The 26,708-nt window shown below is 54.5% G+C and carries 26 protein-coding genes and 1 other RNA gene; 10 read left to right on the top strand and 17 right to left on the bottom strand.

What is annotated here, in order from left to right:
* Window positions 1–5 precede the first annotated feature (5 nt).
* Window positions 6–1,610, bottom strand: coding sequence for a sigma-54-dependent transcriptional regulator (locus tag AC5Q5A_RS13305; RefSeq protein WP_493895571.1), 1,605 nt, complete (start codon window positions 1,608–1,610; stop codon window positions 6–8).
* 182 nt (window positions 1,611–1,792) lie between these two features.
* Between AC5Q5A_RS13305 and AC5Q5A_RS13300 the strand changes: the two genes are divergently transcribed.
* Both AC5Q5A_RS13300 and AC5Q5A_RS13295 read left to right on the top strand, forming a co-directional pair.
* Window positions 1,793–2,098: an STAS domain-containing protein gene (locus AC5Q5A_RS13300; protein WP_063090454.1), complete on the top strand. Its 306-nt coding sequence runs from the start codon at window positions 1,793–1,795 to the stop codon at window positions 2,096–2,098.
* A gap of 3 nt (window positions 2,099–2,101) precedes the next feature.
* Entirely contained in the window at window positions 2,102–4,162 is a 2,061-nt protein-coding gene (locus AC5Q5A_RS13295; protein ID WP_493895570.1) for a SpoIIE family protein phosphatase, read from the top strand.
* A 12-nt stretch (window positions 4,163–4,174) separates the two neighbouring features.
* Here the strand turns inward: AC5Q5A_RS13295 and AC5Q5A_RS13290 are convergent, their stop codons facing one another.
* The 4 genes from AC5Q5A_RS13290 to AC5Q5A_RS13275 all read right to left on the bottom strand — a co-directional run bounded on the left by AC5Q5A_RS13290 (window position 4,175) and on the right by AC5Q5A_RS13275 (window position 8,087).
* Window positions 4,175–4,786 (bottom strand): tetratricopeptide repeat protein, encoded by a 612-nt coding sequence (locus AC5Q5A_RS13290; protein ID WP_493895569.1) that lies wholly within the window; start codon window positions 4,784–4,786, stop codon window positions 4,175–4,177.
* 164 nt (window positions 4,787–4,950) lie between these two features.
* The gene (locus AC5Q5A_RS13285; protein ID WP_493895568.1) at window positions 4,951–6,903 is read right to left on the bottom strand and encodes a putative bifunctional diguanylate cyclase/phosphodiesterase; all 1,953 of its coding nucleotides are present in this window, start codon (window positions 6,901–6,903) and stop codon (window positions 4,951–4,953) included.
* A 139-nt stretch (window positions 6,904–7,042) separates the two neighbouring features.
* Window positions 7,043–7,399, bottom strand: a complete 357-nt coding sequence (locus AC5Q5A_RS13280; protein ID WP_493895567.1) for a TfoX/Sxy family protein — start codon at window positions 7,397–7,399, stop codon at window positions 7,043–7,045.
* Window positions 7,383–8,087, bottom strand: coding sequence for a helix-turn-helix transcriptional regulator (locus tag AC5Q5A_RS13275; RefSeq protein ID WP_008892071.1), 705 nt, complete (start codon window positions 8,085–8,087; stop codon window positions 7,383–7,385). Before AC5Q5A_RS13275 ends, AC5Q5A_RS13280 begins: the two co-directional genes overlap by 17 nt.
* Window positions 8,088–8,211: 124 nt before the next feature.
* On the opposite strand from AC5Q5A_RS13275, the gene AC5Q5A_RS13270 reads away from it, so the two are divergent.
* Complete coding sequence (locus AC5Q5A_RS13270) at window positions 8,212–8,649, top strand: VOC family protein (RefSeq protein ID WP_493895566.1); 438 nt, start codon at window positions 8,212–8,214, stop codon at window positions 8,647–8,649.
* A gap of 67 nt (window positions 8,650–8,716) precedes the next feature.
* Here AC5Q5A_RS13270 and AC5Q5A_RS13265 read toward each other — a convergent pair whose 3' ends face one another.
* Entirely contained in the window at window positions 8,717–9,349 is a 633-nt protein-coding gene (locus AC5Q5A_RS13265; protein ID WP_493895565.1) for an alpha/beta family hydrolase, read from the bottom strand.
* A 146-nt stretch (window positions 9,350–9,495) separates the two neighbouring features.
* Here AC5Q5A_RS13265 and AC5Q5A_RS13260 point away from each other — a divergent pair, with 146 nt between their 5' ends.
* Window positions 9,496–10,704, top strand: coding sequence for an AbrB family transcriptional regulator (locus AC5Q5A_RS13260; RefSeq protein ID WP_493895564.1), 1,209 nt, complete (start codon window positions 9,496–9,498; stop codon window positions 10,702–10,704).
* 12 nt (window positions 10,705–10,716) lie between these two features.
* On the opposite strand, the gene AC5Q5A_RS13255 is transcribed toward AC5Q5A_RS13260, so the two are convergent.
* The 5 genes from AC5Q5A_RS13255 to AC5Q5A_RS13235 all read right to left on the bottom strand — a co-directional run bounded on the left by AC5Q5A_RS13255 (window position 10,717) and on the right by AC5Q5A_RS13235 (window position 15,271).
* Window positions 10,717–11,637 carry a DMT family transporter gene (locus AC5Q5A_RS13255; RefSeq protein WP_008892067.1) on the bottom strand — a complete coding sequence of 307 codons (921 nt, stop codon included), beginning with the start codon at window positions 11,635–11,637 and terminating at the stop codon, window positions 10,717–10,719.
* 152 nt (window positions 11,638–11,789) lie between these two features.
* Window positions 11,790–13,406, bottom strand: a complete 1,617-nt coding sequence (locus AC5Q5A_RS13250) for a fumarate hydratase (protein ID WP_063090306.1) — start codon at window positions 13,404–13,406, stop codon at window positions 11,790–11,792.
* Window positions 13,407–13,586: 180 nt separating this feature from the next.
* Window positions 13,587–14,126, bottom strand: coding sequence for an SspB family protein (locus AC5Q5A_RS13245; protein ID WP_008892065.1), 540 nt, complete (start codon window positions 14,124–14,126; stop codon window positions 13,587–13,589).
* Window positions 14,127–14,265: 139 nt separating this feature from the next.
* Window positions 14,266–14,633, bottom strand: a transfer-messenger RNA (tmRNA) gene (ssrA, locus tag AC5Q5A_RS13240).
* A 77-nt stretch (window positions 14,634–14,710) separates the two neighbouring features.
* Window positions 14,711–15,271 carry a putative glycolipid-binding domain-containing protein gene (locus AC5Q5A_RS13235; protein WP_493895563.1) on the bottom strand — a complete coding sequence of 187 codons (561 nt, stop codon included), beginning with the start codon at window positions 15,269–15,271 and terminating at the stop codon, window positions 14,711–14,713.
* 209 nt (window positions 15,272–15,480) lie between these two features.
* On the opposite strand from AC5Q5A_RS13235, the gene AC5Q5A_RS13230 reads away from it, so the two are divergent.
* The 5 genes from AC5Q5A_RS13230 (at window position 15,481) to AC5Q5A_RS13210 (ending at window position 18,913) form a co-directional block, all read left to right on the top strand.
* The gene (locus AC5Q5A_RS13230; protein ID WP_063090308.1) at window positions 15,481–16,275 is read left to right on the top strand and encodes a thymidylate synthase; all 795 of its coding nucleotides are present in this window, start codon (window positions 15,481–15,483) and stop codon (window positions 16,273–16,275) included.
* Window positions 16,275–16,835, top strand: coding sequence for a dihydrofolate reductase (locus AC5Q5A_RS13225; RefSeq protein ID WP_493895562.1), 561 nt, complete (start codon window positions 16,275–16,277; stop codon window positions 16,833–16,835). Before AC5Q5A_RS13230 ends, AC5Q5A_RS13225 begins: the two co-directional genes overlap by 1 nt.
* Before the next feature lie 81 nt (window positions 16,836–16,916).
* Window positions 16,917–17,498, top strand: a complete 582-nt coding sequence (locus tag AC5Q5A_RS13220; protein WP_493895561.1) for a TetR/AcrR family transcriptional regulator — start codon at window positions 16,917–16,919, stop codon at window positions 17,496–17,498.
* A gap of 109 nt (window positions 17,499–17,607) precedes the next feature.
* Entirely contained in the window at window positions 17,608–18,231 is a 624-nt protein-coding gene (locus tag AC5Q5A_RS13215; RefSeq protein WP_493895560.1) for a class I SAM-dependent methyltransferase, read from the top strand.
* A 124-nt stretch (window positions 18,232–18,355) separates the two neighbouring features.
* A complete protein-coding gene (locus AC5Q5A_RS13210; RefSeq protein WP_008892058.1) occupies window positions 18,356–18,913 on the top strand; it encodes a peroxiredoxin-like family protein in 558 nt (185 codons plus the stop codon).
* A 92-nt stretch (window positions 18,914–19,005) separates the two neighbouring features.
* Here AC5Q5A_RS13210 and AC5Q5A_RS13205 read toward each other — a convergent pair whose 3' ends face one another.
* Window positions 19,006–19,644 carry a glutathione S-transferase family protein gene (locus tag AC5Q5A_RS13205; protein WP_493895559.1) on the bottom strand — a complete coding sequence of 213 codons (639 nt, stop codon included), beginning with the start codon at window positions 19,642–19,644 and terminating at the stop codon, window positions 19,006–19,008.
* Between the two features lie 269 nt (window positions 19,645–19,913).
* Here AC5Q5A_RS13205 and AC5Q5A_RS13200 point away from each other — a divergent pair, with 269 nt between their 5' ends.
* Window positions 19,914–21,167, top strand: a complete 1,254-nt coding sequence (locus AC5Q5A_RS13200; RefSeq protein WP_493895558.1) for a T6SS phospholipase effector Tle1-like catalytic domain-containing protein — start codon at window positions 19,914–19,916, stop codon at window positions 21,165–21,167.
* Between the two features lie 8 nt (window positions 21,168–21,175).
* On the opposite strand, the gene AC5Q5A_RS13195 is transcribed toward AC5Q5A_RS13200, so the two are convergent.
* The 5 genes from AC5Q5A_RS13195 to cyoA form a co-directional block, all read right to left on the bottom strand.
* Window positions 21,176–21,874: an SURF1 family protein gene (locus tag AC5Q5A_RS13195; RefSeq protein ID WP_493895557.1), complete on the bottom strand. Its 699-nt coding sequence runs from the start codon at window positions 21,872–21,874 to the stop codon at window positions 21,176–21,178.
* Window positions 21,875–22,044: 170 nt separating this feature from the next.
* Window positions 22,045–22,425, bottom strand: coding sequence for a cytochrome o ubiquinol oxidase subunit IV (locus AC5Q5A_RS13190; RefSeq protein ID WP_120225290.1), 381 nt, complete (start codon window positions 22,423–22,425; stop codon window positions 22,045–22,047).
* Complete coding sequence (gene cyoC / locus AC5Q5A_RS13185) at window positions 22,422–23,042, bottom strand: cytochrome o ubiquinol oxidase subunit III (protein WP_493895556.1); 621 nt, start codon at window positions 23,040–23,042, stop codon at window positions 22,422–22,424. Before cyoC ends, AC5Q5A_RS13190 begins: the two co-directional genes overlap by 4 nt.
* A gap of 10 nt (window positions 23,043–23,052) precedes the next feature.
* Window positions 23,053–25,062, bottom strand: a complete 2,010-nt coding sequence (gene cyoB, locus AC5Q5A_RS13180) for a cytochrome o ubiquinol oxidase subunit I (protein ID WP_210520496.1) — start codon at window positions 25,060–25,062, stop codon at window positions 23,053–23,055.
* Window positions 25,063–25,152: 90 nt separating this feature from the next.
* Window positions 25,153–26,283: a ubiquinol oxidase subunit II gene (cyoA, locus tag AC5Q5A_RS13175; RefSeq protein WP_246879228.1), complete on the bottom strand. Its 1,131-nt coding sequence runs from the start codon at window positions 26,281–26,283 to the stop codon at window positions 25,153–25,155.
* Window positions 26,284–26,708 lie beyond the last annotated feature (425 nt).

The following is a 26,708-nucleotide window of genomic DNA, read 5'->3' as shown; positions in this document are numbered from 1 at the left end:
ATGAACTAAAGGCCGCTTTCTTCCCAGGATTGCTTTTTACGGTAGATTGTTGACGGGCTGACACCCAGGGCATCGGCTGCACGCGGGATGGACCCGCCACAACGCTCGATCGCCTCTTCGATTGCCTGTTTTTCGACCTGCCAAAGTGGCTTGATCTCGCCAAACCCCAGCCTTCCGGATCCGGATGGCGACAATGCAGTTTGATCGTCGCCCCCAAAGTTGCCGCCCGCACCAGCACCAAGCAGTTGGTTGCTGCGCCCGGAATTATGGTTTTCGACAACCTTGCGCATTTGCCGGGCACCGGCAAGAAAGGCCAGTGCCTCCGGATCACCAGCCCAATGACGTCCGGGGCCGCCCGGCTCGTTTGAAACAACCGGATGGGGTGGCGGGGCTTCAATCGTCCCTGACCCGAACTGGTCGCCGTCAGTGCCGCTATTGACCGGCCTTGGCACCATTGAAAGCGCCACCTCGGTCCCGTTATTAAGCACAACAATGTTACGGATGATATTTTGCAACTGGCGAATATTGCCCGGCCAGGAATACCGTGCAAACAGCGCGGAAACTTCGGGACTGAACCGTTCGAAATCACGGCCTTCTTCGCGCGTGAAGCGTTGCAGGTAGAAATTGGCAATTTGCAGGATATCGTTATCGCGGTCACGCAGGGGCGGCATGTGCAGCGGAATAACGTGCAAACGGTAATAAAGGTCTTCACGGAACCGACCGGAACGCACTTCTTCAAGTGGATCGCGGTTGGTCGCACAGACAAAGCGCACGTCAACTTTTTCTATCGAACTGCCGCCGACTTTCTGGAATGACCCGGTCTGGATAAACCGCAGAAGCTTGGTCTGCAGATCCAGATCCATTTCGCAAATTTCGTCCAGAAACAGCGTGCCGCCATCCGCACGATGTGCTGCACCTTCGCGGTCGGAAACAGCACCGGTAAACGCCCCTTTGACGTGACCGAAAATCTCGCTTTCCATAAGGTCTTTGGGAATGGCACCGCAGTTCAGCGGAATGAACGGATCTTTTGCCCGTTCCGAACGACGATGGATTGCCTCGGCGGCAAGTTCCTTACCCGTACCGGACTCACCGGTGATAAAGACAGTCGCACGGCTGGGGGCGGCATTTTCGATAATGCGATAGATATCACGCATGTTTTCCGACCCGCCGATGATGTCGAAATACATCTCGTCGGCATCGGGACTTTCCAGATCAATATCCGGGGCAGTCTGAAGGGCGGGTGCACCTTTGATCGCCTTGGTCACGGTGTCGCGCAACTTGTCTGCGGTGAACGGTTTTAACAGGAAATCCCATGCCCCTTCGCGCATCGCCTCAACCGCGACATTGATCGATCCGTGGGCCGTGATGACAACAATTTTGCAATCCGGTGCGATTTGCGCGGCAGCGCGAAGAACCTCGCGCCCGTCCATATCGGGCAAAATAAGATCAAGAACAAGGACATCCGGCGGATCATGGCGCAAACGTTCTATGGCGTTTGTGCCACTGACGACGTGATCAACAACGTGACCATCGGCACGCAAGTAATCCTGATACACGCGCGCCAGCGACAGCGTATCTTCCACAATTACAATGCGTGCCTGCTCTGGCATTTTCTTGTTCGTATCCCGATATACCAATGTAGGTCAGCATACCGATAGTGTTGCTCATCTCACAACTACTAACATGTATTGCAGTCACTACCCAAACCATACACAATCAGATTAACGTTAAGAAAAGCATAGTCTTGGCCGGGTTTCCGCCACTGGCCAAACGCTTCAAGGAGAGTCCAGACTTGAATTACAAGACAGATTTCGCCAATGGAACAACCACAGTCGAAGTGACCGGTCGCTTCACATTCGGCGATCATTCGAGCTTTCGCAAACTGATCGAAGAAGTTCGCGGACATGGCTCGTCCACGCTTGTTCTGGACATTTCCGGTGTCGATTTCATTGATTCCGCCGGTCTTGGCATGTTGCTGCTTGCACGCGACGAGGGCGAAAAATCCAACACAAACGTCATCCTTCGTGGCGCACAGGGACAGGTCAAGCGCATGCTTGAAGTTGCCCGCTTCGATACCTTGTTCCAGCTGGAAAACTAATCAATGCCTGTTGGCCGCGATTCACGTGCAAAGTACTTGGTTGCCGTGCCGCAATCCGTCGCGCAACGGGACCTCTCAAAGCTTGTCGCCGACAATAACCTGTGGGACGCGACAGAAGTTGTTTCGGCCAAATACATATCCGGGCAATCGCCCGAGGATTTTTCCAGCCAACGGCGCTTTTCATTTTGTATTTTGCCATCACAGGTCGGTCGCGATTGGCTTGGCAGCCTGATCCGTCTGAATTGTGACACCTTTGTTGAATGTTTCCCGGAACTCGACCTTGGCGACTTGGCGCCGCTTGTCGGGAAGAAATCACTGCCAAAACATGACCTGCTGGTCTGTCTTTCAACACGCAGCGCCTATCATTTGCCAGTGGCACGCAAATTTGTGACCAGCCTTCGCCATCGCGGTCTGATTGGTGATGGCGTCGCGTCCTCTGTTGAAATGGCCGTTCAGGAAGCATTCGCCAACTCGCTCATACATGGCAATCTGGAACTTGCAACCGGTGGCCATCTGTCGATGGATCGCTTCAAGGAGCTCGGCGAAGAAACCGAACGCCGCCTTGCATCCGGCCACCATGGCGCCCGTGCGATTATCCTGACAGCACGTCGGCGCAAAAATGGCCAAGTCGTCATCACCATCAATGATCAGGGCAACGGATTTTCACCGCCTGATGCAAACGCAACCGCCCCGATTTCGCGTAAGGACACGACCTTTGGCCGCGGCCTCCCCCTGATCAGAAGCCTGTGTCACTCTGTGAATTTTCTGCGGGATGGCCGAACGATCGAACTGACTTTTGATGACAGTCAAAGCACGACGGCGTTAGGCGACACGGCATTCCTCAATGATCTTGAAACGCGCCTGACGACGTCGCCCGACGCACTGCGCATTGCGCAGAACGCAACGATCCTGATTGCCGACGACACCCTTTTGTCGCGTGAAATCATTGCGTCCTACCTTCGGGCTGACGGGTTTACCAATCTGGTTTTTGCCAAGGATGGCGAAGATGCGATTGCCCAGATCAAGGCGCATAACCCCGATCTGATCATTCTTGATATCATCATGCCGAAACTGGATGGTTATGCCGTGTGCAAGGCCGTCCGTGCTGATCCTGCATTTGCAAAAACCCCGATCATCGCCCAAACCGCCCTTGAGGAGAACGAAGGGCGCACGCGCATTTTCGATGACGGGGCAACCGACCTTATCCTCAAACCGCTCAACAAGGCAGAGCTGATTGCACGCACCAAGATCCATCTCGAAAACCGGCTGCTGGTTCAGCAACTTCAGGCCTATCAGGCACGCACCCAGTCGGAACTGGAACTTGCGCGCAACATGCAGGAAAACCTGAACCCGACACCGGAACACTATCGTGGGGTCGGCATGGATTACGGCATGCGGATCAGTGCGACATTCCAGATGTCCTCGGAACTTGGTGGCGACATGTGGGGGCTGGTGCCAATTGATGCCCATCGGCTTGGCGTTTATATCGTTGATTTCGCAGGTCACGGGCTTGGTGCGGCACTCAACACATTCCGCCTGCATTCCCTGATATGGTCCGAACAAGTCGACGATCAAACGCCCGATGTGTATTTGCAGCGGCTTAATCGTCATCTCAAGGGGCTTTTACCTGTCGGGCAATATGCGACAATGCTGTATGGCATCGTTGATCGACAGAACAACACATTTGCCTATGCCAGTGCCGCCTGTACGTCACCTGTTCTGGGCAACACTGCGACTGGCGAGGCACGCTATCTTGATGGTTCCGGGGTGCCACTTGGTGTTATCAGGGACGCCCGCTATGAAACCCGAGAAGTCCCGTTCGACAAGGACAGCTTCCTGCTGCTTTACAGCGACGCACTGATCGAAACAACCTTGGACAATGGTCAGTTTCTCTGTGAGGCAGGCTTGCTCAAGATGTTGCAAGACACCGTTCTGGAAGGCGGTCGTGACATTGACCTTGCCGCACAGATTGCCGATCAGTTCATGGACCGTGCACCGGCAAAGCTTGATGATGATTTCACGATCGTTTCCCTGCAAGCAGCAAATATCCCGTCTGCTGGCTAGCCCCCTACATGATCAGGAAACGCCGCCCCCACGACCGATGGTGGATCGGATCAGGTCGCCGAACGGCTCGACATCACCCCATATGACCTGTGTGTGATCAAATGTCGATTGCGGTCGGGTCTCGCGGTCATCATGCGAAACGGTATGCATACGGCTTGCAACCACGGTGCGTATCAGGTTGGCAAGCCCCTTGCGCGCGCCGGCATGATAGGGTTCAGCGGCAAGAACAGCACCAAGTTGATCAAGTGCGCGCATCTTGTCCCGGCATCCCAGCAAGTCAGCCGCAAGCACACGCAACTCCCGCGCATCGGGACGCAGGCTGATGGCGATTTCAAGATGTTCAAGCCCAAGATCACGGCGGCCGGTCTGGATATAAACCCTTGTCAGGCCCAGATGCGTCGCCCCATCAAGGTCATCAATCAGCAATGCCCGGCCAAACGCATTCAGCGCAAGATCACAAAGACCAAGATCTAGCAGAACATGGCCCAGCACACGAAGGCGGGCGGGCTGGTCGGGAAGACTGTCGATCAGACCGCGCAGACGGGTGCGGATTTCTGGGGCAAGTTCGATATCGCCCGTAATCGCCATTGCGGATGTTTGCAAAATCTCTGTCTGCGACGACATGGTCAACGGCCTCGTTCCCGCCAAAAATCGGGACCGGTGGTTGTGTCATTTCACAAAGTACCGTTCCCGCTTTGGACAGAGTAGCGCCATCTGGTTGCAGGAAGATTAACCGAGTCGCAGCTTATCGCGTCCAAGGGCCGAGGTTTACGGCACTTGGCCCGACGTCACTTGCCAACACCTTCGACCAACGCATCAAGTTTGACTTCGCGAACCGGGCGGGCAAAGAAATACCCCTGCATCAGCCGACCACCCAACGTGATGATCACATCGCGCTGGTTGTCGTTTTCGATCCCTTCCAGCACGCAATCAATGCCAAGGTTCCGGCACATATCAATCACCGTCTTGACGATACGGCGGCTGCGTTCGTTGTGTGACAGCGGGGCGACAAAGCTGCGATCAACCTTGAGCACGTCAAATTCAAGTTCGTGGACATAGCGCAGGCTGGAATAACCGATGCCGAAATCATCAAGCGCGATGCGCGCCCCATGATTGCGCAAATACCGAATGCTGGTCCGGGCGGCCTCAAAATCACGCAAGAACGCCGTTTCAGTGACTTCAAAGGTCAATCTTCCCGGGTCGATGCGATGCTTTTTGATCTCGTCGATCAGCCACTCGACCGTATCGGACAGAACAATATCGCGCGCCGAAAGGTTAAACGATACGGGCAGGTTTTCCGGCCAGTCCTGCATATCGACCATCAGCTTTTCGAACAGTACCCGTGTCAGAAAACCGACTTGGCCCGTCTTTTCTGCTACTGGAAAGAACGTGCCTGGCGAAACCGCCCCCATCTGGGAACTTTCCCAACGCGCAAGCGCCTCAAGCGAGCTTACCTGCCCGGATCGAATGTCAAATACCGGTTGGTAATGCAGGCTGAGCTCAGTCGATAAATCCGCCTTGCGCAGCGCCTGTTCGATCTGGGAGTCATGGCGGATCAATGTTTCGTGGTGGGCGGCAAACAAAACCGCCTCGCCGCGCGCATTCTTTTTCGCATGATAAAGTGCAAAGTCAGCCCGCTCGAACAGGCCGTTTGGACTGCGCGCCACTGTGGGATAAGTCGCAAACCCCAGTGATGCCGAAACCTGCACGGTCACACCATTCAGCACAAACGGACGATTGAGCGCATCACAAAGCTCCTTGCCAAGGGCAATCAGTTCGAGTGCATCGTCATAGCCCTTAAGCAACAATCCGAACTCATCCCCGCCCAAGCGCGCCAGAAGCGTCTCCTGACCAAGGACTTTGCGAAGCCGCCTGCCCGCCTGCTGCAACAGTTCATCGCCCGACGGATGCCCGTGCACGTCATTGACCGGTTTGAAACCGTCCAGATCAATCATCGCCACCGCGAATGTTTCATTCTCGGCGGCAGCATTCACCGTATCTTCCAGCACGGAAAAAAAGGCCCGGCGGTTGGATAAACCGGTCAACGGATCAATCAGCGCCAATGCCTCGTTCTGGCACGACAGTTCGATCATCGTCTGGTGCTGTGCTTCAAGGTCGTTCTGGGTCTGGATCAGGCCAGAAAAATTGGCATAAAAGCTTCGGATGATCTGAATGATCATCAACGACACAAGCGCCATGTTTACCGCGATCGCGACATAAACTTCGTTGCCGCTGGTCCCGAAGAAGAACACGAAGGTGCCCAGCACAATCGCAACAACCAGCAATGCCGCAGGCGGGAAATTCACCAGACAGAAAATACAGCCAACAACGGTGATCGATATGAAATAGGCAACGTGGCCGCGCTGATAGGCGTCGCCATAATCAAACATCGTGATCGCCCAAAGGGTGAACAGGACGGATATCACGACTGCCAGCACCCTGATGCGCTTCAGATGTTTGATACAGACATCAATGTCATCGATATCAACGCGGGCGCGATTCCAGGCAACCGCACGAAAAATACAAATCACACCGAGAACAATCACAGCATGGACTGTCATCCAGTCGGGTGCTGTTCCATAATGGGTGTAAGCAAGGGCCACCGCGTTGGCCAGCAGCAGCATGTAAAGGACAGGTATCTGACGCGAAAGCGCACCAACCTGCGCGCGCAACAGTTCCGGCTTGTCTGTCCGAATTTTTAACGTGTCGGCAAAACCTTGCCAGAAACTACCGGCTGCCACTTGTCCCAGACCTAACGCGTTCTTTATCCCGAAAAAATACTATACAGGAAAAGTGCGACCGAACATCACTGATTGCAAGCGGCGTCTAAATACACCGGCCTAGAATATCCGGGATCTGTTTGTTTTGGCGAAGGCTTGGTTACTTCTTGGCTGTCCGACCCTTCTGCGCCTGTGAACGGCGCGCAGCCGCAAGCGCCAACGTGGCAAATTCAAGAAGTTGTTCTTCGTTATCAAGCCATTCACCGGGCACTTCGAAATAAGACAGGGTCACCGGCCTTCCCGACGGCACGGCAAATGGCTGCATCCCCATCGCATCAAACCGGCCCTTGGTCTGTGCGTCTCCTTTGAGATACAGGACATCATCGGAAATGATCGCAAAGAAGGCGCCGTCACAATAAAGCCCGACGGCGCCAAACATCCGTCTGGGCCTGATATGCCCCAAAGGTGCCAGAAGCTCTGACACCAGCAGAACGAACTCGTTATCGACCGATGCCATTAAGGATCTCGCCTTCCACACCTTCGGAAATCAGATAATCACGCAATGACCGCCCCGGGACCGGGCGAAAGCGCGATGTCGATATCTCCATATGCGCAATCCGGTCGGCCCGAAAAACGCGAAAGGCCTCGCGCAACTCGCACCAGCTGGCCAGAAGCCACGTACTGCCGAAAAACAACATGCCAAGCGGCCAGACCCGGCGACGGGTATTGTCACCCTTTGCATCGGTATAATCGATATCAATCAGAAACCGTTCGCGGATGGCCCGCCTGAGGTCCGGCATCGAAATGGCAATCGGTTCCTGCGCAATTTCGGCAATCGCAATCGGGACACCCCCGACCAGACCACGGATTTTTTCCGGCAACACAGCCTCGATCTTGGTCAGGGCATCACCAGCGGCACGCGCCATCTGCGGATCGGTCCAGCTTTGAACCATGCGGGCCGCAACAACAAGCGCCTCAATCTCGTCGGCATCAAACATAAGCGGCGGCAAGTCATACCCATCGCGCAGGATATAGCCCACGCCCGCCTCCCCTTCGACCGGAACACCCGATGCGGCAAGGTCGCGAATGTCGCGGTAAATGGTGCGTTCGGAAACTTCAAGTTCCTCGGCCAGGTCACATGCGCGGCACAATTTGCGTCGGCGCAAGATTTGAACAAGGCGAAATAATCGGTCAGCCCGTCTCATGATCACTCCTTTGTCATCCTGCCCCAAAAATTATCATACCGCTCCTGACAGGCTCCTGTCAGGAGGGATGTGCAACTATTGACAAATCGGGACAGGATTTACCCCCAACGTCAGGAGCATGACGATGAAAGTCACCAACGCCTATCAGATCATCATCACCGAAAAATTCACCCAAAGCCGCGCCTTTTACAAAAAGCTCGGCTTCACACCGGTCTTTGACGGTGACTGGTATTGCCAGCTTGTCTGGCCGTCCGCACCATCCGTTCAGCTTGGCCTGATGAAGCAAGGTCACGAAACCCAGCCCGCCATGTTCCAGGCGGCCACCATCGGCGAAGGAACGGTTCTTACGCTGGAAGTCGAAGAAGCCCGCGATGCAGCGGATGAATTGCGTGAAGCCGGGTTTGAATTCGCCCTTGATCTTCGCGATGAACCATGGGGCCAGCGCCATTTTGCCCTTCTTGACCCCAATGGCGTGCGCATCGACATCGCAAGTGCCACCGCCGAACTTTCCCCGGAATATGCCCAGCAGTTCAAGGAAACCGGCGAAGGCGTACTTGCCTGACCTCCCTCGCGCACCAAGCCCCGCATACTTTCTGCCAACGGCCTGCCCAAGTGGCGGGCCGTTTCCCCTAACCGAGCATCTTTGCAAACCGGGATATCGCCGTCGCGGCATCGGCAATGTTCTGGCTTTGGGTACGTCCGGAACTTTTGCGCGGCTTGAAGTCATGTTCGCCGTCTTCAACCCAGTGAAGGGCAATACGATCCGAAAGCCCGTAACCTGCAATCTCATCGGGACTGCCAAACGGGTCGCGCGTACCATGACAAATCAAGCTCGGCGTTTTCAGGGTTTTAAGGTGTTCTGTCCGCAGGTTTTCAGGCTTGCCCGGTGGATGGAATGGATAGCCAAGGCAGACAAGGCCGGCGACACCAAGATCATCTGCCACCATGCTGGCGATCCGTCCGCCCATGGATTTTCCACCGATGATCAACTTCTCTGGCCCACCGAGTGCGCGAACAACTTCACCGTAATACTCGATCAAAACCGGTGCCCGATCCGGCCCACGCTTTTTGCCATCAGTCCGGCGTTTCGCCATATAGGGGAACTCAAAGCGTGCAACGCGTAAACCCGACTTGGCCAGTTCGCCCACCATTTCGTTCATGAACGGGCTATCCATAGCGGCCCCGGCCCCATGGGCCAGAACAATCGTTCGGGCAGCATTCTTATCACCATCAAACTGGAAATGGATTGGATCGGTGCTCAAAACAGGTTCCCTACTGACTGCCGTATGTTGCTTAACGTCATACAGAACCCGCCGATATTCTCCAAGTCCGACATGGCCTTCATCCGGCGGGATCACGCAAATACTCGCATCCATCGCACAAGCTGGCTATAATTGCGATCCTCACCTTGACGCCCCCCACAGGCGCCAGCACGCCATCACATCGCGCCACCCGCGATCAGATGCCTTCCATCCATGACAAAGGCCGCATCGTGTCATCCGAACCAACGTCACCGATCATAAATCCCCCCAAAGAACGGCTTGGCCGTCTAACGAAACCGGTTCAGTGGTTATTGCTGATTTCGACCTCCGTCGTGTTTTCGGTTCTGCTCCATCATTGGCAAGTCCCTGCCTCACTTCTGGTGGGGCCGATGATCATCGGCATTCTGATGGGCACCAATGGCGCAACCATTGCCGCCCCCAAGCAACTTTATCTTGGCGCGCAATCGGTGTTGGGCGTGATGATCGGTGGCTCAATGACCATCGGGATTTTGACATCCTTTGCCACCGACTGGCCGATGATCCTTGGCGTTACCGGCGTCACTTTGCTTGCCAGCAGCTTCTTGGGCTGGATCCTGTGCGTCAAACAGGTCCTGCCCGGAACCGCAGGCATCTGGGGATCAACGCCGGGTGCGGCATCGGCCATGGTCATCATGGCAGACGCCTTTGGCGCGGATGCAAGGCTGGTGGCCTTCATGCAGTATGTGCGTGTGGTGATCGTTGTCGGTGTCGCGTCCAGTGTCGCCAATTTCTGGGTTGATCCGGAAACGCTGGCAGCCATGGGGCCCCATGACTGGTTCCCGGCTTTTGACCCGGCCGGTTTTGCCCTGACACTCAGTCTGGTGGTTGCCTGCTGCTTTGTCGGTCAAAAAGTACGTCTGCCATCCGGTCCGCTTCTGGTGCCGATCATTGTTACCATGATCCTGCATGTCAGCGGTTTTTTCGATGTCGTCCTGCCGGAATGGTTTCTCGGCCTGACCTACGCCATGATCGGCTGGGTAATCGGTTTGAAATTCACCCCACCGGTCCTGCGCCACGCAGCACACGCACTTCCCAAAATCCTGTTATCGATCTTTGTACTGATCGGCTTCTGTGCCGGAATTTCGGGGCTTTTGGTGTATTTCATGGATGTCGATCCACTTACCGCCTATCTCGCCACCAGTCCGGGCGGCCTTGATTCTGTTGCCATTATCGCGGCCAGCACGAATGTCGACCTGTCCTTCATACTCGTGCTGCAGGCAACACGCTTTTTCATGGTGCTGGCCTTTGGGCCGCCCCTGGCACGGCTGGTCGCCCGGCGCACCGCCCATTTGACAGGTCAGAACGCCGGGCAATAAACTGTATCAGGCTTAAACCCGAATGCGGCGAAATACGCCCGACGCCGTCATAACGCCAAGGATCACCAGAACCACTGCCAGAACCAGTGCCAGGTTGCCCGGTTCCCCCAACAGGATCACACCGCCAAGTGCGGTCAGGGCCGGGGTCATCGCGCCGAAGGCCGATGCCCCGGTCGATCCGATATGGCGTACGGCTAGGCCATAGGTAATCACCGCAACACATCCGGCCAGAAGCCCCTGGGCGGTTAGCAACATCATGATATCCCCCATCGGCGCATCGCCAATGGTGGTGCCGGTAAACAGCGCGATAATCGCCATCACGACAAACGACCAGAAACCGACAAAGGATGCGGCTTCAAGCGCGCCAAGGCCACTTTGACGCATCGCATGCGTATAACACGCCCACATAAAGGCCCCGGCCGATACAAGACCATAGCCCATCAGCATGTCATCACTGATCACACCGGCGGGTTTCAGCGCCACAAGCGAAGCCACACCAATCACCACGGCGGCATAGCCAACGATGCGGACCTTGCCCGGACGTTCACCAAACAAAAGCATGGCGATCAGAACCGCCCACACGGCCATCACACCGGGCAAAAGAATGCCAACATGACTTGCCGGGACAAACTCAAGGGCGCTTGCAACCATCAGGGTGTAAAACGCACCGGAACCAACGATCATCAAAAGGCCATTGGTCATTGAAAGGCCCTTGGGCCAGATGCCTTTTCTTATCCAGATCGGGGCAAGCAGGACAAAAGGCACAACAAAACGCATCAGGCCAATATCAACGGCAGTAAAGCTTGACGTCATGGCATAGCGGGTGGCAATCAGCCAACCGGCCCAGATGCAAACCGTCGCAAGCGCGGCGGTCACACCAACCAATCGGCTTTCCGTCGCACCGGTGGCAGAGAGCGCGGAAGTTTCAGACATAACAGGTTATCCAGTAAGGGGTTGATTTTGCCCAAATCAGAGCATTTCTTGCGCACCGCAGCAACCCCTTTGACCTGGGGTCAGCTATGCAAAGCAAAAACGGCGCGAGGTTTCCCCCGCGCCGTTTGCATGTTCAGTGAACTGATTTCTGATCAGATGCCGAATTCGGCGAAGAAATCGTTGCCCTTGTCATCAATGACGATGAAGGCCGGGAAGTCTTCGACTTCGATCTTCCAGACGGCTTCCATGCCAAGTTCCGGATATTCGTGAACGTCGACTTTCTTGATGCAATCCTGTGCCAGACGGGCTGCCGGACCACCGATAGAGCCAAGATAGAACCCGCCATATTTGGCGCAGGCATCCTTGACCGCCTTTGAACGGTTACCCTTGGCAAGCATCACGAACGAGCCGCCAGCGGCCTGGAACTGTTCAACATAGGCATCCATACGACCGGCCGTGGTCGGACCGAACGAACCTGAAGGCATGCCTTCGGGCGTTTTTGCCGGGCCCGCATAGTAAACTGGATGGTTTTTAAGGTATTCCGGCATCTCTTCGCCGGCATCAAGACGTTCCTTGATTTTGGCATGCGCGATATCACGGGCCACGATCACGGTCCCGGTCAGCGACAGACGGGTTTTGACCGGATATTGCGACAGCTGCTTGCGGATTTCATCCATCGGACGGTTCAGGTCAACCTTGACCACTTCGTCATCAAGATGCTCGTCGGTGACCTGCGGCAGATATTTCGCCGGATCATGTTCGAGATCCTCGATAAAGATACCGTCCTTGGTGATTTTACCCAGAATCTGACGGTCGGCAGAGCACGACACACCCAGACCAACCGGGCAGCTTGCGCCATGACGCGGCAGACGGATCACGCGCACATCGTGGCAGAAATACTTGCCGCCGAACTGCGCGCCGATGCCCATTTCGCGGGTCATCTCAAGGATCTTCTGTTCCCATTCCAGATCGCGATAGGCCTGACCATGATCGCCACCTTCGGTCGGAAGGTTATCGTAATAACGGGCTGACGCCATTTTCACGGTCTTAAGGCACGCCTCAGCCGACGTCCCGCCAATAACGACCGCCAGATGGTATGGCGGGCAGGCAGAGGTGCCGAGCGTACGGATTTTTTCATCCAAAAACTTGCGCAGGCTTTCCGGGTTCAGAAGCGCCTTGGTCTGCTGGAACAGGAAGGTCTTGTTGGCAGACCCGCCGCCCTTGGCCATGAACATGAATTTGTATTCATCGCCCTTGGTCGCATAGAGGTCAATCTGAGCCGGAAGGTTCGAGCCGGTATTCTTTTCCTCGAACATATTTTTCGGCGATACCTGCGAGAAACGCAGATTGTGTTTCTGATAGGCCTGCCAGATGCCCTTGGACAGGGCTTCTTCATCGGAACCATCGGTGATGACTTTGCCACCGCGTTTGCCCATGACGATGGCCGTACCGGTATCCTGACACATCGGCAAAACGCCGCCCGATGCGATGGAGGCGTTCTTCAAAAGATCCATCGCCACGAACTTGTCGTTCGGGGTGGCTTCTTCGTCATCAAGGATTTTGCGCAACTGTTCGAGATGCCCCGGACGCAAAAGGTGCGAGCAATCAAAGAAAGCCTGAAGGGTCAGTTTCTCGATCGCTTCGGGTTCGACTTTCAAATAGGTCTCGCCATTGACGTCAACGGTCGAAACACCCTCGTCCCCGATCTTGCGGTAAGGGGTGGTGTCCTTCCCCTGCTCAAACATGGGTTTATAGACAAAATCACTCATCGGAAGGTTCTCGTCTCTCTCAAAAACAAGGTGGGTTTGTTCTTTGTGTGGCTGGTTTTAGCGCCAAATGGATCAAATTGCCACGATACATTAGCGTAACACGCCCTGCCCCGGACGCGGGAAACATCAACGGGGATCAGGCAAAGAAAAAGGGCGGATCAAGCCCGCCCTGTATATCTTCTATTTCTTGCGGAACGCATCAAGTGCGATGACCTCGCCGGTTTCATTGGCATCCGGCTTGGGTTTTTTGCGCGATTTGGATGGCTCGGTCACGAGCGTCGGCGCACCGTCTTCGCCCTCAATCAGATCGGCATCAAGATCATCATCTTCGTCATAATCGAAATCTGCGTCATCCATTTCTTCTTCGACGCTGAATGTCAGCATGAAGTTGGCGGACGGATCGACAAAGGCCAGCATCGCGTCATAGGGCACGACAACCGTGGTCGGCATGCCATCAAAGCTCATTCCGACCGAGAAGTGATCATCTTCGGATTTCAGATCCCAGAACCGGTGTTGCAAGACAACCGTGATGTTGTCTGGATGCGCCTTGCGCTGACTTTCAGGCAGGGCCACACCGGGATGGTTGGTCTGGAACGTGATGTAATAGTGATGCTCTCCGAAAAGGCCCTCTTCGGCCACACGCGCGAGGATATCTTTCACCACACCGCGCAGCGCCTGGTCGACCATAAGATCGTAGCGGAATTCTTCCGGTTCTTGCATCAGTAATCCTGTATCTGGCGGAACCACCGGCAATGTCCAGCGCGTCCCGTCATTGTCATATAGCATCTCTGCACGCCAATTACATCTTGGCGTGTTTGATAATCACTCTATTCATAACGAAGCGGGAAAGAAATACAAGAGTGGGGCGTTCTGTTGCTAGGTGCCCCGTCCCCCACCAAATTACCGCTCCCGGCAACCGGAATTTCGCTTTGGTGCTAGTACCGCTTAGGCGGCAACAGCAACCGGAGCATTGTTGTCGTTTGCATTTACAAACATTGGCCCGATGCGGTGGTACCATGCCGAGCGCCCACATTGACTTTTACTGCTCACGTCGATCCTATTTCGGCCCCACGAAGATTGTCTGAGTCGGACAACCGATAAATTTGGTGGAGCCGCCGGGTACCGCCCCCGGGTCCGTAAAGCCTATTCTGTCACGCAGTTTAGCGCCGTAGTCGGGTTGCCCCGACAGCCCCTATATAGGGCAAACGCCCCCCTTTTCACAAGGGGAATCGGGAAATCTTTTTTTGATTTTTAAGGGAACATTTTAGGGTCGGGCAAAGTCCGATTGCCCGTTTTACGCGATATCACACCCGACGGAAGGTATCGGGATAATCGATCACAAGCCCCGCATCATCGATCTCAAGCTCGGCAGAGAAATTGCGAAACAGCCCCTCATAGCGGTAACGACGATCCGGGATCAGACAGGTGTAACGTTGTGGCGCACTACGTGGCAGGAAATCGCCCTCTATCTGGCTTGGAAGCGGGACATAGGCCGCCGAAATTTCCCGCGCCTCGCCCTCGACCAGTTTTAATCGTTTGATAGGAAGCATGTTTGTCGCAGGCGTTATGCCGATATCGACATCAAAGCACCCCGCCAAAGACGGCAATTCCCGCTTTGCAATGCAGTCAAACCAGTTTCCCTTCCCATCCGAGGTCACATGCATCTGCGCCCCGCCGATATAACTTACCTTGACCTCGCGTGTCGCGAACGCAGCATCCGTCACCACAAGGTAAGACCCGCCATAATGACCATGTCGCGTCCCGACCACGACTCCTTCAAGCTCTATCCCGTCCGGATCAGACTGACAGACACAGTGCTCAAGACCGTTTCCATCCCAATCAACCCACTGAACAGTTTTTTGCAAAATCAACACTCCCATACGGCAAACGTGCCCAAAATTCAGATAGTTGAGTATATCCACTGTTCCCAAGTTTACCTGACCACTCCTGACACCTCCTGTCAGCAGAAACAGTTCAAATAACGGTCCGGCAAAGATCGGATGGCGTCGCTTGCCCGTGACCATCGACCTGACTATGCTGCGACAAAAGTGATTCTTAAAATGCAGGACTGAGCATGCAGCAATATCTTGATCTGATGCGTCTGGTGCGTGACACCGGCACGCGCAAGGAAGACCGGACGGGTACTGGCACGGTTTCGATCTTTGGTCACCAGATGCGCTTTGACCTTTCCAAGGGCTTCCCGCTGGTCACCACCAAAAAGCTGCATCTGAAGTCGATCATTCATGAATTGCTGTGGTTCCTTGATGGCGACACCAACGTCAAATACCTGCAGGATAATGGTGTGCGCATCTGGAACGAATGGGCCGATGAAAATGGCGACCTTGGCCCGGTTTATGGTGGCCAGTGGCGTTCATGGCGCGGCGCGAACGGCGAAACCATCGACCAGATCACCGGCCTAATTGACCAGATCAAAAACAATCCCGATTCCCGCCGCCTGATCGTATCGGCCTGGAACGTTGCAGACGTGCCCAACATGGCGCTGCCACCATGTCACTGCCTGTTCCAGTTCTATGTTGCTGATGGCAAATTGTCCTGCCAGCTCTATCAGCGCAGTGCGGATATTTTCCTGGGTGTGCCGTTCAACATTGCATCCTATGCGCTGCTGACCATGATGATTGCGCAGGTCTGTGATCTGGACGTGGGTGATTTTGTCCATACCCTTGGCGATGCGCACCTCTACACCAACCACCTTGATCAGGTCGAAGAACAGCTGTCGCGTGATACCCGCCCGCTTCCGACCATGAAGATCAATCCCGCCGTCAAATCGATCTTTGATTTCAAGTATGATGATTTCGAACTGACCGGCTATGACCCGCATCCGCACATTGCTGGCAAGGTTGCTGTCTGATGTCGGGTCCGAAGATTGAACGGGTTGCCGTGGTTGCGGCGGCCGCCAATGGCGCAATTGGCAAGGATGGCTGGATGCCGTGGGAACTGCCCGAAGACCTCAAACGGTTCAAGGCGCTCACCCTTGGCAAACCAATGATCATCGGGCGCGTAACGTTCGAGGCGATCGGTCGCCCCCTTCCGAAACGCACATCGATTGTTGTCACCCGCGACACCGACTGGTCCTTTGACCACGAAAATGTGAGGGTTTGTAACAATATCGAAGAAGCCATTGAATTGGCAGACGAAATCGCGGTGCGGGATGGCGTCAATGAAGTGATCATTGGTGGGGGTGCGCAAATCTATCACCTCGCCCTGCCGTTCACGACCCGTTACGAGCTGACCGAAGTCCATGCCGAAATTGAGGGCGACACCTTCCTTGATCCGCTGCCCGCCGATCAATGGCGCGAAACCAAGCGTCAGAAGATCGATAATCCTGACGGCCCGGATTACAGCTTTGTAACCCTGGATCGGATCGCGTCGCAACCCCAAGATTACGGGCAAATCACAAGCTCTTATTGATTTTGCGGCCAGGTCAGCCCATCTTCAAAGCAATTACAGAACATTCGTTCCAAAGTACGGATCTGATCGAAGGAACTGCCAATGCCACGGCCACGTGCGTTTGATGAAGAAAGCGTTCTTGATAACGCCATGAACATCTTCTGGAGCAAGGGGTTTGAAGCGACCTCTATTCAGGATCTGGTCAATGAAACCGGCCTGAACCGGGCGAGCATGTATGCAAGCTTTGGCGACAAGAAGGCGCTGTTCCTGCGTGTCCTTGATCATTACAGCCAGAAAATCAGCACTGAACGCTTTGCCGATCTGCGCAATATCGAAGATGGTCGCGCCGCGATTGAAAAGACATTCCGTGACGCGGCCAAAACCGGCACCGCAGAAGGACGGCACAAAGGCTGCCTGATGGTGAATTCAGGCATGGAGCTTGCCCCGCACGATCCGGAAACCGCCGCCATCGCCCATCAGGCATTCCGTCGGGCTGAGGATACCTTTGCCGCCGCACTGAACCGCGCAGTTGGTCAGGGCAAAATTGCCAAAGGCAAGAATGTCCGCGCCCTTGCGCGCTTCTTGGCTGGATCGTTTCAGGGGGTTCAACTGATGTCGCGCCGTGGTGCGGATCAGGAAACCTTGAACGACTATTGCGAAACCATTCTGGCAGCACTCGACTAAACCTGCGCGATTTTTCGTAACCGTTTCTGGTTGCGCATTTTCCTGCACTCCTTGATAGTCACGCGCTTGTTTCAATGCCCACACATCGGGTGCAAAAGCCGGATATATCATGATACGCAGCGACACGTTCTGGGACTCGGCCGCCGACAAATACGCCCGCAAACCGATCGGCAATGAAGCCGCCTATGCGCAAACCCTTGATCGCACGCGCGCCTATCTTTCCCCGGATCAGAACGTCCTGGAAATCGGGTGTGGCACTGGCACCACGGCCCTGAAACTTGCCCATAGTGTCGGGCAGCTGACCGCCACCGATATTTCCGCACGCATGATCGAAATTGCCCAGGGCAAGGCCAAAGATCAGGCGACCAACAATGTCACCTTTGCCCAAAAGACGATTGATGACATCGCCCAAGGGTCAGAGCGCTTTGACGTGGTGCTTGGCTTTAACATCCTGCATCTGCTTGATCAGCCGAAAGTTGCCATTGCCGCGCTACATAAGGTCATCAAGCCGGGTGGCATGTTCATCACCAAAACACCCTGCCTTGGTGAAAAGCTTTGGTATCTCAAGCCCCTGATCTGGGTCATGCAGAAACTTGGCAAGGCGCCGCGCGTTCATTTTCTGAATTATGCCCGCCTTGAGGGCATGATCCAATCTGCCGGATTTTTGGTGATCGAAACCGGCTCCTATCCGGCCAGCACAGGATCACGTTTCATCGTCGCCAAACGGGTATAACAACACTTCCCGAGACAACATCCTCCATCACGGTTCAGTGATGACGGTTCTTTGTTGTTGATTTATAGAATGATCGTTCCATAATTGATCTCAATTAAACCTGACCCAAGTCATGAGGAACGAAATGTCTGCAATTACCCCGCTGATGCCGCGCCAAAAGGTGCCATCCCTGTCCGTCCCGCTTGTTGGTGGCGGCACATGGTCGCTTGCCGACCAAAGTCCGGAAAACTTCACCATGGTCGTTTTCTATCGCGGCCTGCATTGCCCGATCTGCGGCAAATACCTCAAGGACCTCGATACCAAGCTGGCAGACTTTGCCAAGCGCGGTGTGAACGTCGTTGTCGTCTCGTCCGATGGCGAAGATCGCGCGACCGAAGCCAAGGCGAAGTGGGAGCTTGAGAATATTGACCTTGGCTATGGCCTTGATCTTGATAACGCGCGCGAGTGGGGTCTTTATATCTCGACCTCGAACGGTGTGACGTCGAGTGGCTATGAAGAACCTGCTGTTTTCTCGGAACCTGGTCTGTTTTTGGTGCGTCCGGATGGCACGCTTTATTTCGGGACTGTTCAGACCATGCCGTTTGCCCGTCCGGCATTCGATCAGATCCTTGGCGCGCTGGATTTCGTGATAGCCAAAAACTATCCGGCACGCGGCGAAGTGATTGATCATACCAATCCCTAAACCCACGACCAAAAGCCGATAAAATGCCAAAGGGCCGGTTCCAAGGCGCAGGAACCGGCCCTTTTATTCTTCATACAATTGGATTGATTCGATTAACCCGCCATTGCAGCGGCAAAATGCGGTGCATCCAGTTCCTGTGCACGCTGATAGGCCGGGCGGGCATCAATCCGGGCGATGTAGGCCTCGAATTCCGGATACTTCGGAAGAATGCCAAACATGCAGCCAAACCGAATGGTCGAACCAAACACCACATCAACGGTGGTGAAGTTCTTCCCCATCAGCCACGGGTCGGCCTTGCCAACAAAATCGACCAGAATGGGCACCAGCGTTTCCCAGTCGCGATAGGAATTCTGGCTGCTGTCTTCTGCCGTGTACTGACGCACGCGGTCGATCATGGCCGGTTCGATGGTGGACGGTGAAAAGAACAACCAGCGCAGATATTCACCGCGTTTCGGATCATCCAATGCCGGGGCCAGGCCGGCCTCGGGATACAGATCGGCCAGATAGCAGCAAATGGCGGCAGCCTCGGTTACGACCGTGTCGCCATGCACAATGGTTGGCACCTTGCCAAGCGGATTGAGTGCCAGGAATTCCGGCGTTTGCCCTTCGCCACCCCGGATGTCGACAAGTTTGACATCAAACGGAATGCCCAATTCCTGCAACATCCAATGTACCGTACCGCTTCGTGATGGTACGGCGTGATAAAAGGTCAAGTTCCGCTGTGATGGCATTCTTAAGGCTCCTGCGTTTGCACGTATGATTATGTTTGAAACCCGGCGGCAATTTCCCCTTGTTTCCCAACAATGTAAACCACATGAAAGACAGGTTCCTGACAGCTGTATGTCAGTAGGATATCCACCCTCAAATTGACCACCACACCACATCAGCAGCATTTTATTATATTTAATATTCCTTAATAAAATCACCCCTGAGTTGTATAGTAGCACCCGAAACGATCCAAAGAAGGTCGCCCAGCATCACATCACACAGGGGACTTCACATGGCCAAACGCAGACTGATTGTATTTTTCGACGGCACCTGGCAGGAACCCGCCAACACGCCTGAACCGACCAACGTCGTCAAACTTCTGCGCGCGGTGCCGAGCAGCGACAAGGATGTTTCGCAAATCGTGTTTTATGATCGCGGGGTCGGGACCGGGGGCTACATTAACAAACTTGTTGGTGGCGCCTTTGGCAGCGGCTTGCAGGAAAACGTCATTGATGGCTATCGTTTTTTGGCCAACAATTACCAAAAGGGCGATGAAATCTACATTTTTGGGTTTTCGCGCGGCGCCTTTACCGCGCGCAGTCTGGCCGGACTGATCGGTTTGTGCGGTCTTTTGACTCCGCCTTATCTCGGCCATCCACTTCAAAAGGATGTAGCGAGTATTGTCGGGTCCGACCTGTCATCTGAGGAAAAGAAAGCTCGCGTCGACGCATTACCGGTCAAAGCCCAGAAGGACATCCCCATCGAATGTGTTGCCGTATGGGATACCGTTGGTTCGCTCGGCATCCCAGGCGATTGGGGGCGTTTGGTTATCCCCAAGAACTATCATTTTCATGACGTGGAACTGGGCAAGCACATTCGCGTCGCATTGCATGCAATGGCAATTGATGAAAAACGCAGCGCCTTCTCTCCGACCTTGTGGGTTAAGAAGATCGGCGAAGCGCCGCCCCAAAACCAGATTGTCGAACAAGTCTGGTTCCCCGGTGTCCATAGCAATGTCGGTGGATCTTATGATGATTGCGGACTTTCAGATATCACACTTGACTGGATGGCAAAGCGGGTAGCCAAGCATACCGGTCTCAAGCTTGATAATGCGGCGCTCAAATCACAGATTTCACCAGCCGTTGATGGACGTGGTTACGAAAGCCGGACCAAGATGTACTTTTCATCACACATCTATCCCTACCAGCGGCTGATCAATCAGATCGCGCCAGAAGGAAAAGGCTATCTTGATAAATTGCGTCTAAAATGCCCGAAACTTGATCGCCGCAACATCATTCCCAAAGGTCTTGAGACGATTAATGAGGCCATTCATGTGAGTGCGTTGGAACGCTGGAACATCTCGACCGGTGTTCTCCACGATAACTCAGACGAAGGATCAATCGAACGTATCCTTTATCGCCCATCGAACCTGAATGCGGTGCTTAAGGCCCATTATGCCGGTAAACGTACGCCCAACATCATCAACTGGAGCGGTGCGACCATGCGCAAGGACATTCCATGGCCCGATCAATCGACCCTGGAATAATCGGCGGATCAATCGTCGCCATCTGATCTCTTGCGCGGGCGTAGTACAATCCAAGCCGCGACAAGTGTCAGCAATGCCAAACCAAACCATGTCAGGGCATAGGTCAGGTGGTTGTTGGGGAAGCGAATTTTGGTCAGGCCACCCAGTGGCAGCTTGGCCGGGTTTTCTGCCCCATCACCGTCAATAAAGTATGGTGCAACATTGGTGGCATCCAGCCCCCGCTTGGTCGCCATCGCCTTTACATCGCGCGAATACCAGCGTTCGTCGGACGGCACATTATCGCGCATGAAGGTGCCGACCGGCTCGTTGATGCGAAGCAGGCCGGTGACAGTGACTTCGCCCTCGACCATGCCTTCAGCCCGGGTATCAGGGTCGCGCTTTTCGGTGGGAACAAAACCGCGGTTGATCATGACAATCGTGTCATCATCCCGCAACAGCGGGGTCAAAACCCAGTATCCTGCCCCGTAATCAGTGGCAGTATAGACCTGACTTTCAAGATCGTTGCGATAGGTGCCCGTCACACTCACCTTGCGATATTCATCGCGTGCGCGGGTTACATTTTCCCAGTCATCACGCGCGGGTGCGGCAACCGCATCGCCATGCACGCGCGCATCGACCCGTTCGATCAGATCAAGCTTCCAGGCCCGACGTTCGACCTGCCAATATCCAAGGGCACAGAACCCCGAAAACAATATGGCGGTCAGCATCAGGACAACAATCCGGGTTGTTATGGAGGGGCCTTTTTTCGGGTTATCAGTTGCTTGAGCGGAAACATGGTCGTCGGACATGCCGGGTTCTTTCAAAAAGCAATCTGGTGAAACAAAAAGGGCGCGATCCCCCTAAAGGTATCGCGCCCCCTTCACATATCAAGCAGTCCCTAGCCGAAGCTCGGGATCATGTCGTGATCCATCTGCGGCATCATGTTGGTGTTGAGGTGATACATAACCCACAGTGAACCGGCGATGGCGATTGCCACGATCACAAGGGTAAAGATCAGCGCCAGGAAGTTCCAGCCACCTTCGGATTTGGTGTTCATGTGCAGGAAATAGACCATATGAACAATGATCTGAATAACCCCAAGACCCATCACCCAAAGGGCTGTTGCAACCTTGCTGTCAAGAACACCATCCATGACAAGCCAGAACGGGATCGCGGTCAGAATGACCGAGAGGACAAACCCGATCACATAGCTTTTATAGGTGCCATGTGAGGCCCCACCATCATGATGGTCATCATGTGCGTGTGAATGTGCGCTCATCCCAGAACTCCCAGCAGATAAACAACGGAGAAGACACCGATCCAGACGACGTCAAGGAAGTGCCAGAACATCGACAGGCACATCAGACGACGCTTGTTCTCGACGATCAGGCCGCGCTGGGCCACCTGAACCATAAGAGTTACAAGCCAGATGATGCCAAACGTCACGTGCAGACCGTGGGTCGCCACCAGCGTGTAGAACGCCGACAGGAAACCACTGCGCATCGGGGTCGCACCCAGGCTCCAGAGGTGATGGAACTCGTAAATTTCCAGCCCCACGAAGGCGATACCAAACAGACCGGTAATCGCCAGCCACAGCTGCGTACCTGCGAGATTGCCCTTTTCCATCGCCAGCATGGCAAAGCCATAGGTGATGGACGAGAACAGCAGCATGGACGTGTTGATCGCGACCAGTTCAAGGTCGAACAGATCTGCCGGTGCGGGACCAGCAGCATAGTTCTGACCAAGAACGGCATAGGTTGCAAACAGGATCGCAAAGATGAGGCAATCGCTCATCAGATAGATCCAGAAGCCGAGCATCGTACCCGTTTCCGGGTGATGCTCTTCTTTCAGGTAGAAGACCGGCGCTTCGGTCTGAGAGGCATTTGTATTCGCCATTGTCATTCCTTTACGCCTGCTGTTTTGCCAGAAGGGCGGTACGTTCTTCTTCGGTCTTCACAACTTCAGATGCCGGGATGTGATAATCGCGGTCATAGTTGAAGGTGTGGGCAATGGAACCGGCAATCAGAACGATGAAGCTTGCCGCAACAAGCCACCAGATATGCCAGACCAGTGCAAAGCCAAGAACGAGCGAGATCGCAGCCAGGATAAAGCCAGCGCCGGTGTTTTTCGGCATATGGATATCCAGGAAGCCCGACGTCGGACGGACGTAACCACGTTTCTTCATGTCTGCCCAGGCGTCCAGATCATGGACAACCGGGGTAAAGGCGAAGTTGTAGGCCGGGGGCGGCGAGGACGTCGACCATTCCAGCGTACGACCACCCCACGGGTCACCGGTTTCATCACGCAGCTTGTCGCGTTTGATCACCGCAACAACGATCGACATGATGAACGAACCGATACCACCGGCAATCAGAAGCGCACCAAAGGCCGCAATGATGAACCAGATCTGAAGCGACGGATCGTCAAACTGGCTCATACGGCGGGTGACGCCCATCAGGCCGAGAACATAAAGCGGCATGAAGGCAAAGTAGAAACCGATCGTCCAGAGCCAGAAGGACATCTTGCCCCAGAACTCGTCGAGCTTGAAGCCGAAGGCTTTCGGGAACCAGTAAACGATACCGGCAAACATCCCGAAGACAACACCACCGATAATCACGTTATGGAAGTGGGCAATCAGGAACAGGCTGTTATGGAGCACGAAGTCGGCCGGCGGAACAGCAAGCATAACACCGGTCATGCCACCGATCACGAAGGTCAGCATGAAACCGATCGTCCACAGCATCGGGACATCAAAGCTGATGCGGCCCTTATACATGGTGAACAGCCAGTTGAAGACCTTGGCCCCCGTCGGGATCGAAATGATCATGGTCGTGATGCCAAAGAAGGCGTTCACACTTGCACCCGACCCCATGGTGAAGAAGTGGTGCAGCCAGACGATGTAGGACAGGATGGTAATAACCACGGTGGCATAAACCATCGAGCTGTAACCAAACAGACGCTTGCGGCAGAAGGTCGACACAACTTCGGAAAACACACCAAACGCCGGCAGGATCAGGATGTACACTTCCGGGTGACCCCAGATCCAGATCAGGTTGATGTACATCATGGCGTTACCGCCAAGATCGTTGGTGAAGAAGTTGGTGTCTGCGTAACGGTCAAGACCGAGCAGAACCAGAACCGCGGTCAGAACCGGGAAGGCTGCAACAATCAGGATGTTGGTGCAAAGTGCGGTCCAGGTAAAGACCGGCATCTTCATCATCGACATGCCCGGTGCGCGCATCTTTACGATGGTCACAATCAGGTTCACACCCGAAAGAAGCGTACCGACACCGGCAATCTGCAAGGCCCAGATATAGTAATCAACCCCGACCCCCGGACTGTAGACAATGTCAGACAGCGGCGGATAGGCCAGCCAACCGGTCATTGCGAATTCGCCGACAAACAGCGACGCCATGATCAGCGCGGCACCACAGGTGGTCATCCAGAAGCTGAAATTGTTCAGGAACGGGAAGGCAACGTCGCGCGCACCGATCTGCAGCGGCACAACGAAGTTCATCAGACCGGTCACCAGTGGCATCGCAACGAAGAAGATCATGATCACGCCATGGGCGGTAAAGATCTGGTCGTAGTGGTGCGGCGGAAGGAAACCTTCGGCACCGTTGAATGCGATGGCTTGCTGGGCACGCATCATGAGGGCATCGGCAAAGCCACGCAGAAGCATGATAATTGCCAGAATGATGTACATGATGCCGATCTTTTTATGGTCGATCGACGTGATCCACTCGCGCCAGAGGTATCCCCACAGACGGAAGTAGGTCAGACCACCGACAACGGCGATGCCACCCACAACCACACCCAGAAACGTCACAAGAATGATCGGATCATGGAGAAACGGGAAGGAGTCGAGGGACAGCCGGCCAAATATAAAATGTAAAAGGTCCGGATTGGAGAACATCGGATTACTCTTCTTTCAAATGCAGAATGGCACCGCAACCGATGCCGAAACTGCGAAGGGCCGGTTGGCATTCACCAACCGGCACTGCTTTTAGAACCCTGTCGAAACACCTGCGGGTGCAACACTCATCGCGCGCGAGACCGGCCCGTTGTCAAACAACGGAAGGTTCGCGATTTCGCCAGACAAGCCACCCTCCGGGGTGGTGCACAGCGTCGCAACGAACGACTTGCTATCAGGCAACGGCTGACTGCCGCGCATCTGCGGAACGTCATAGGTCAGTGACATGACGTTGTAGACACCGGCAAGACCGCCACCGCCATTTTCGTCAATGTGCATCATCTCGTTCATGCACATTTTCGACTGGTCAACGCACATGTTGAGAATGGCCTGATAGAGTTCCGGGTCCACAGAGCTGTAATAGCGGACCGGTTCCTTCACACTCGGCTTTTCAAGTTCGAGATATTGCGAACGGCCCAGGAAGTTCTCGTCGGACTTCACATCATTGACCCAGGCATCAAAGCCGTCCTGGCTCAGACCATGGAACTTGAAGCGCATGTGAGAGAAGCCCTCACCGCTATAGTTCCCGGAGAACCCGTCATACACGCCTTCTTCGTTGATCACGGCATGGAGCTTGGTTTCCATACCCGCCATCGAATAGATCTGCCCCGCAAGGGCCGGAATGAAGAACGAGTTCATGATGCCCGAAGATGTAATCTTGAACTGGATCGGCGTATCGACAGGAGCTGCAAGCTCGTTGACCGTCGCAATGCCCTGTTCCGGGTAGATGAACAACCATTTCCAATCGAGGGAAACGACTTCAACCACCATCGGCTCATGATCTTTGGGCAATGGACGTTCAGCATCAATACGGTCGAGCGGACGATACGGATCAAGCGTATGGGTCGTGACCCAGGTAATCGCCCCAAGAGCAATAATGATCACCAGCGGCGCGGACCAGATGACAACTTCCAGCTTGGTGGAATGGTGCCATTCGGGATCGTATTCTGCATCCTTGTTACCCTGGCGGTATTTCCAGGCAAAGAATACCGTCAGTGCCATGACCGGAACGATGATCAGCAACATCAGGATGGTCGAAACGATAATGAGGTCGGCCTGCTGGGACGCAATATCACCCGACGGATCGATCACAACCAGGTTGCAACCGGCCAGAAGCGAGAACATCGAGGTCAAGGCGACGCCACGTACAAGTTTTGAAAGCATGCGCTTCATACTTCCTCAGTCTCTGGAAGATGTTCTCACAGACAACCATATGCCTGCGAGCCGCATAGCGACCCACCAAAGATCGCCACGCGTCGTACCCTGCCGCACACGCATATAGGAATTATAATTCCAGACATCCACGGAAAGGGCACAAAGAAAGCAATTTTTTTTCAAAAAAATGCCAAATCGGAAATTCGCGGGAATTGCTATAGCTGCGTTGCAGCAATGTCAAGCTACCCGCGGCGCATAGCAGGGTCGTAATGACAATTATCATTCGGATGTAAACCACGCGTTGTGCGGTGCATCACAATAATTGACACTGACGTTTGCAATTCACATGTCTATAATTAGACTCGATCCAAAGTCGTATCGTCCTTTGATCCGAATTTGTGATCCAATCAAAAGCAGTTAGGGCCAAAAGGCCC

The sequence above is a fragment of the Thalassospira sp. CA1 genome (genome assembly GCF_059052855.1).
The sequence above is the reverse complement of the archived record's forward strand: the minus strand, read 5'-3'. Positions and strand labels throughout refer to the sequence as shown.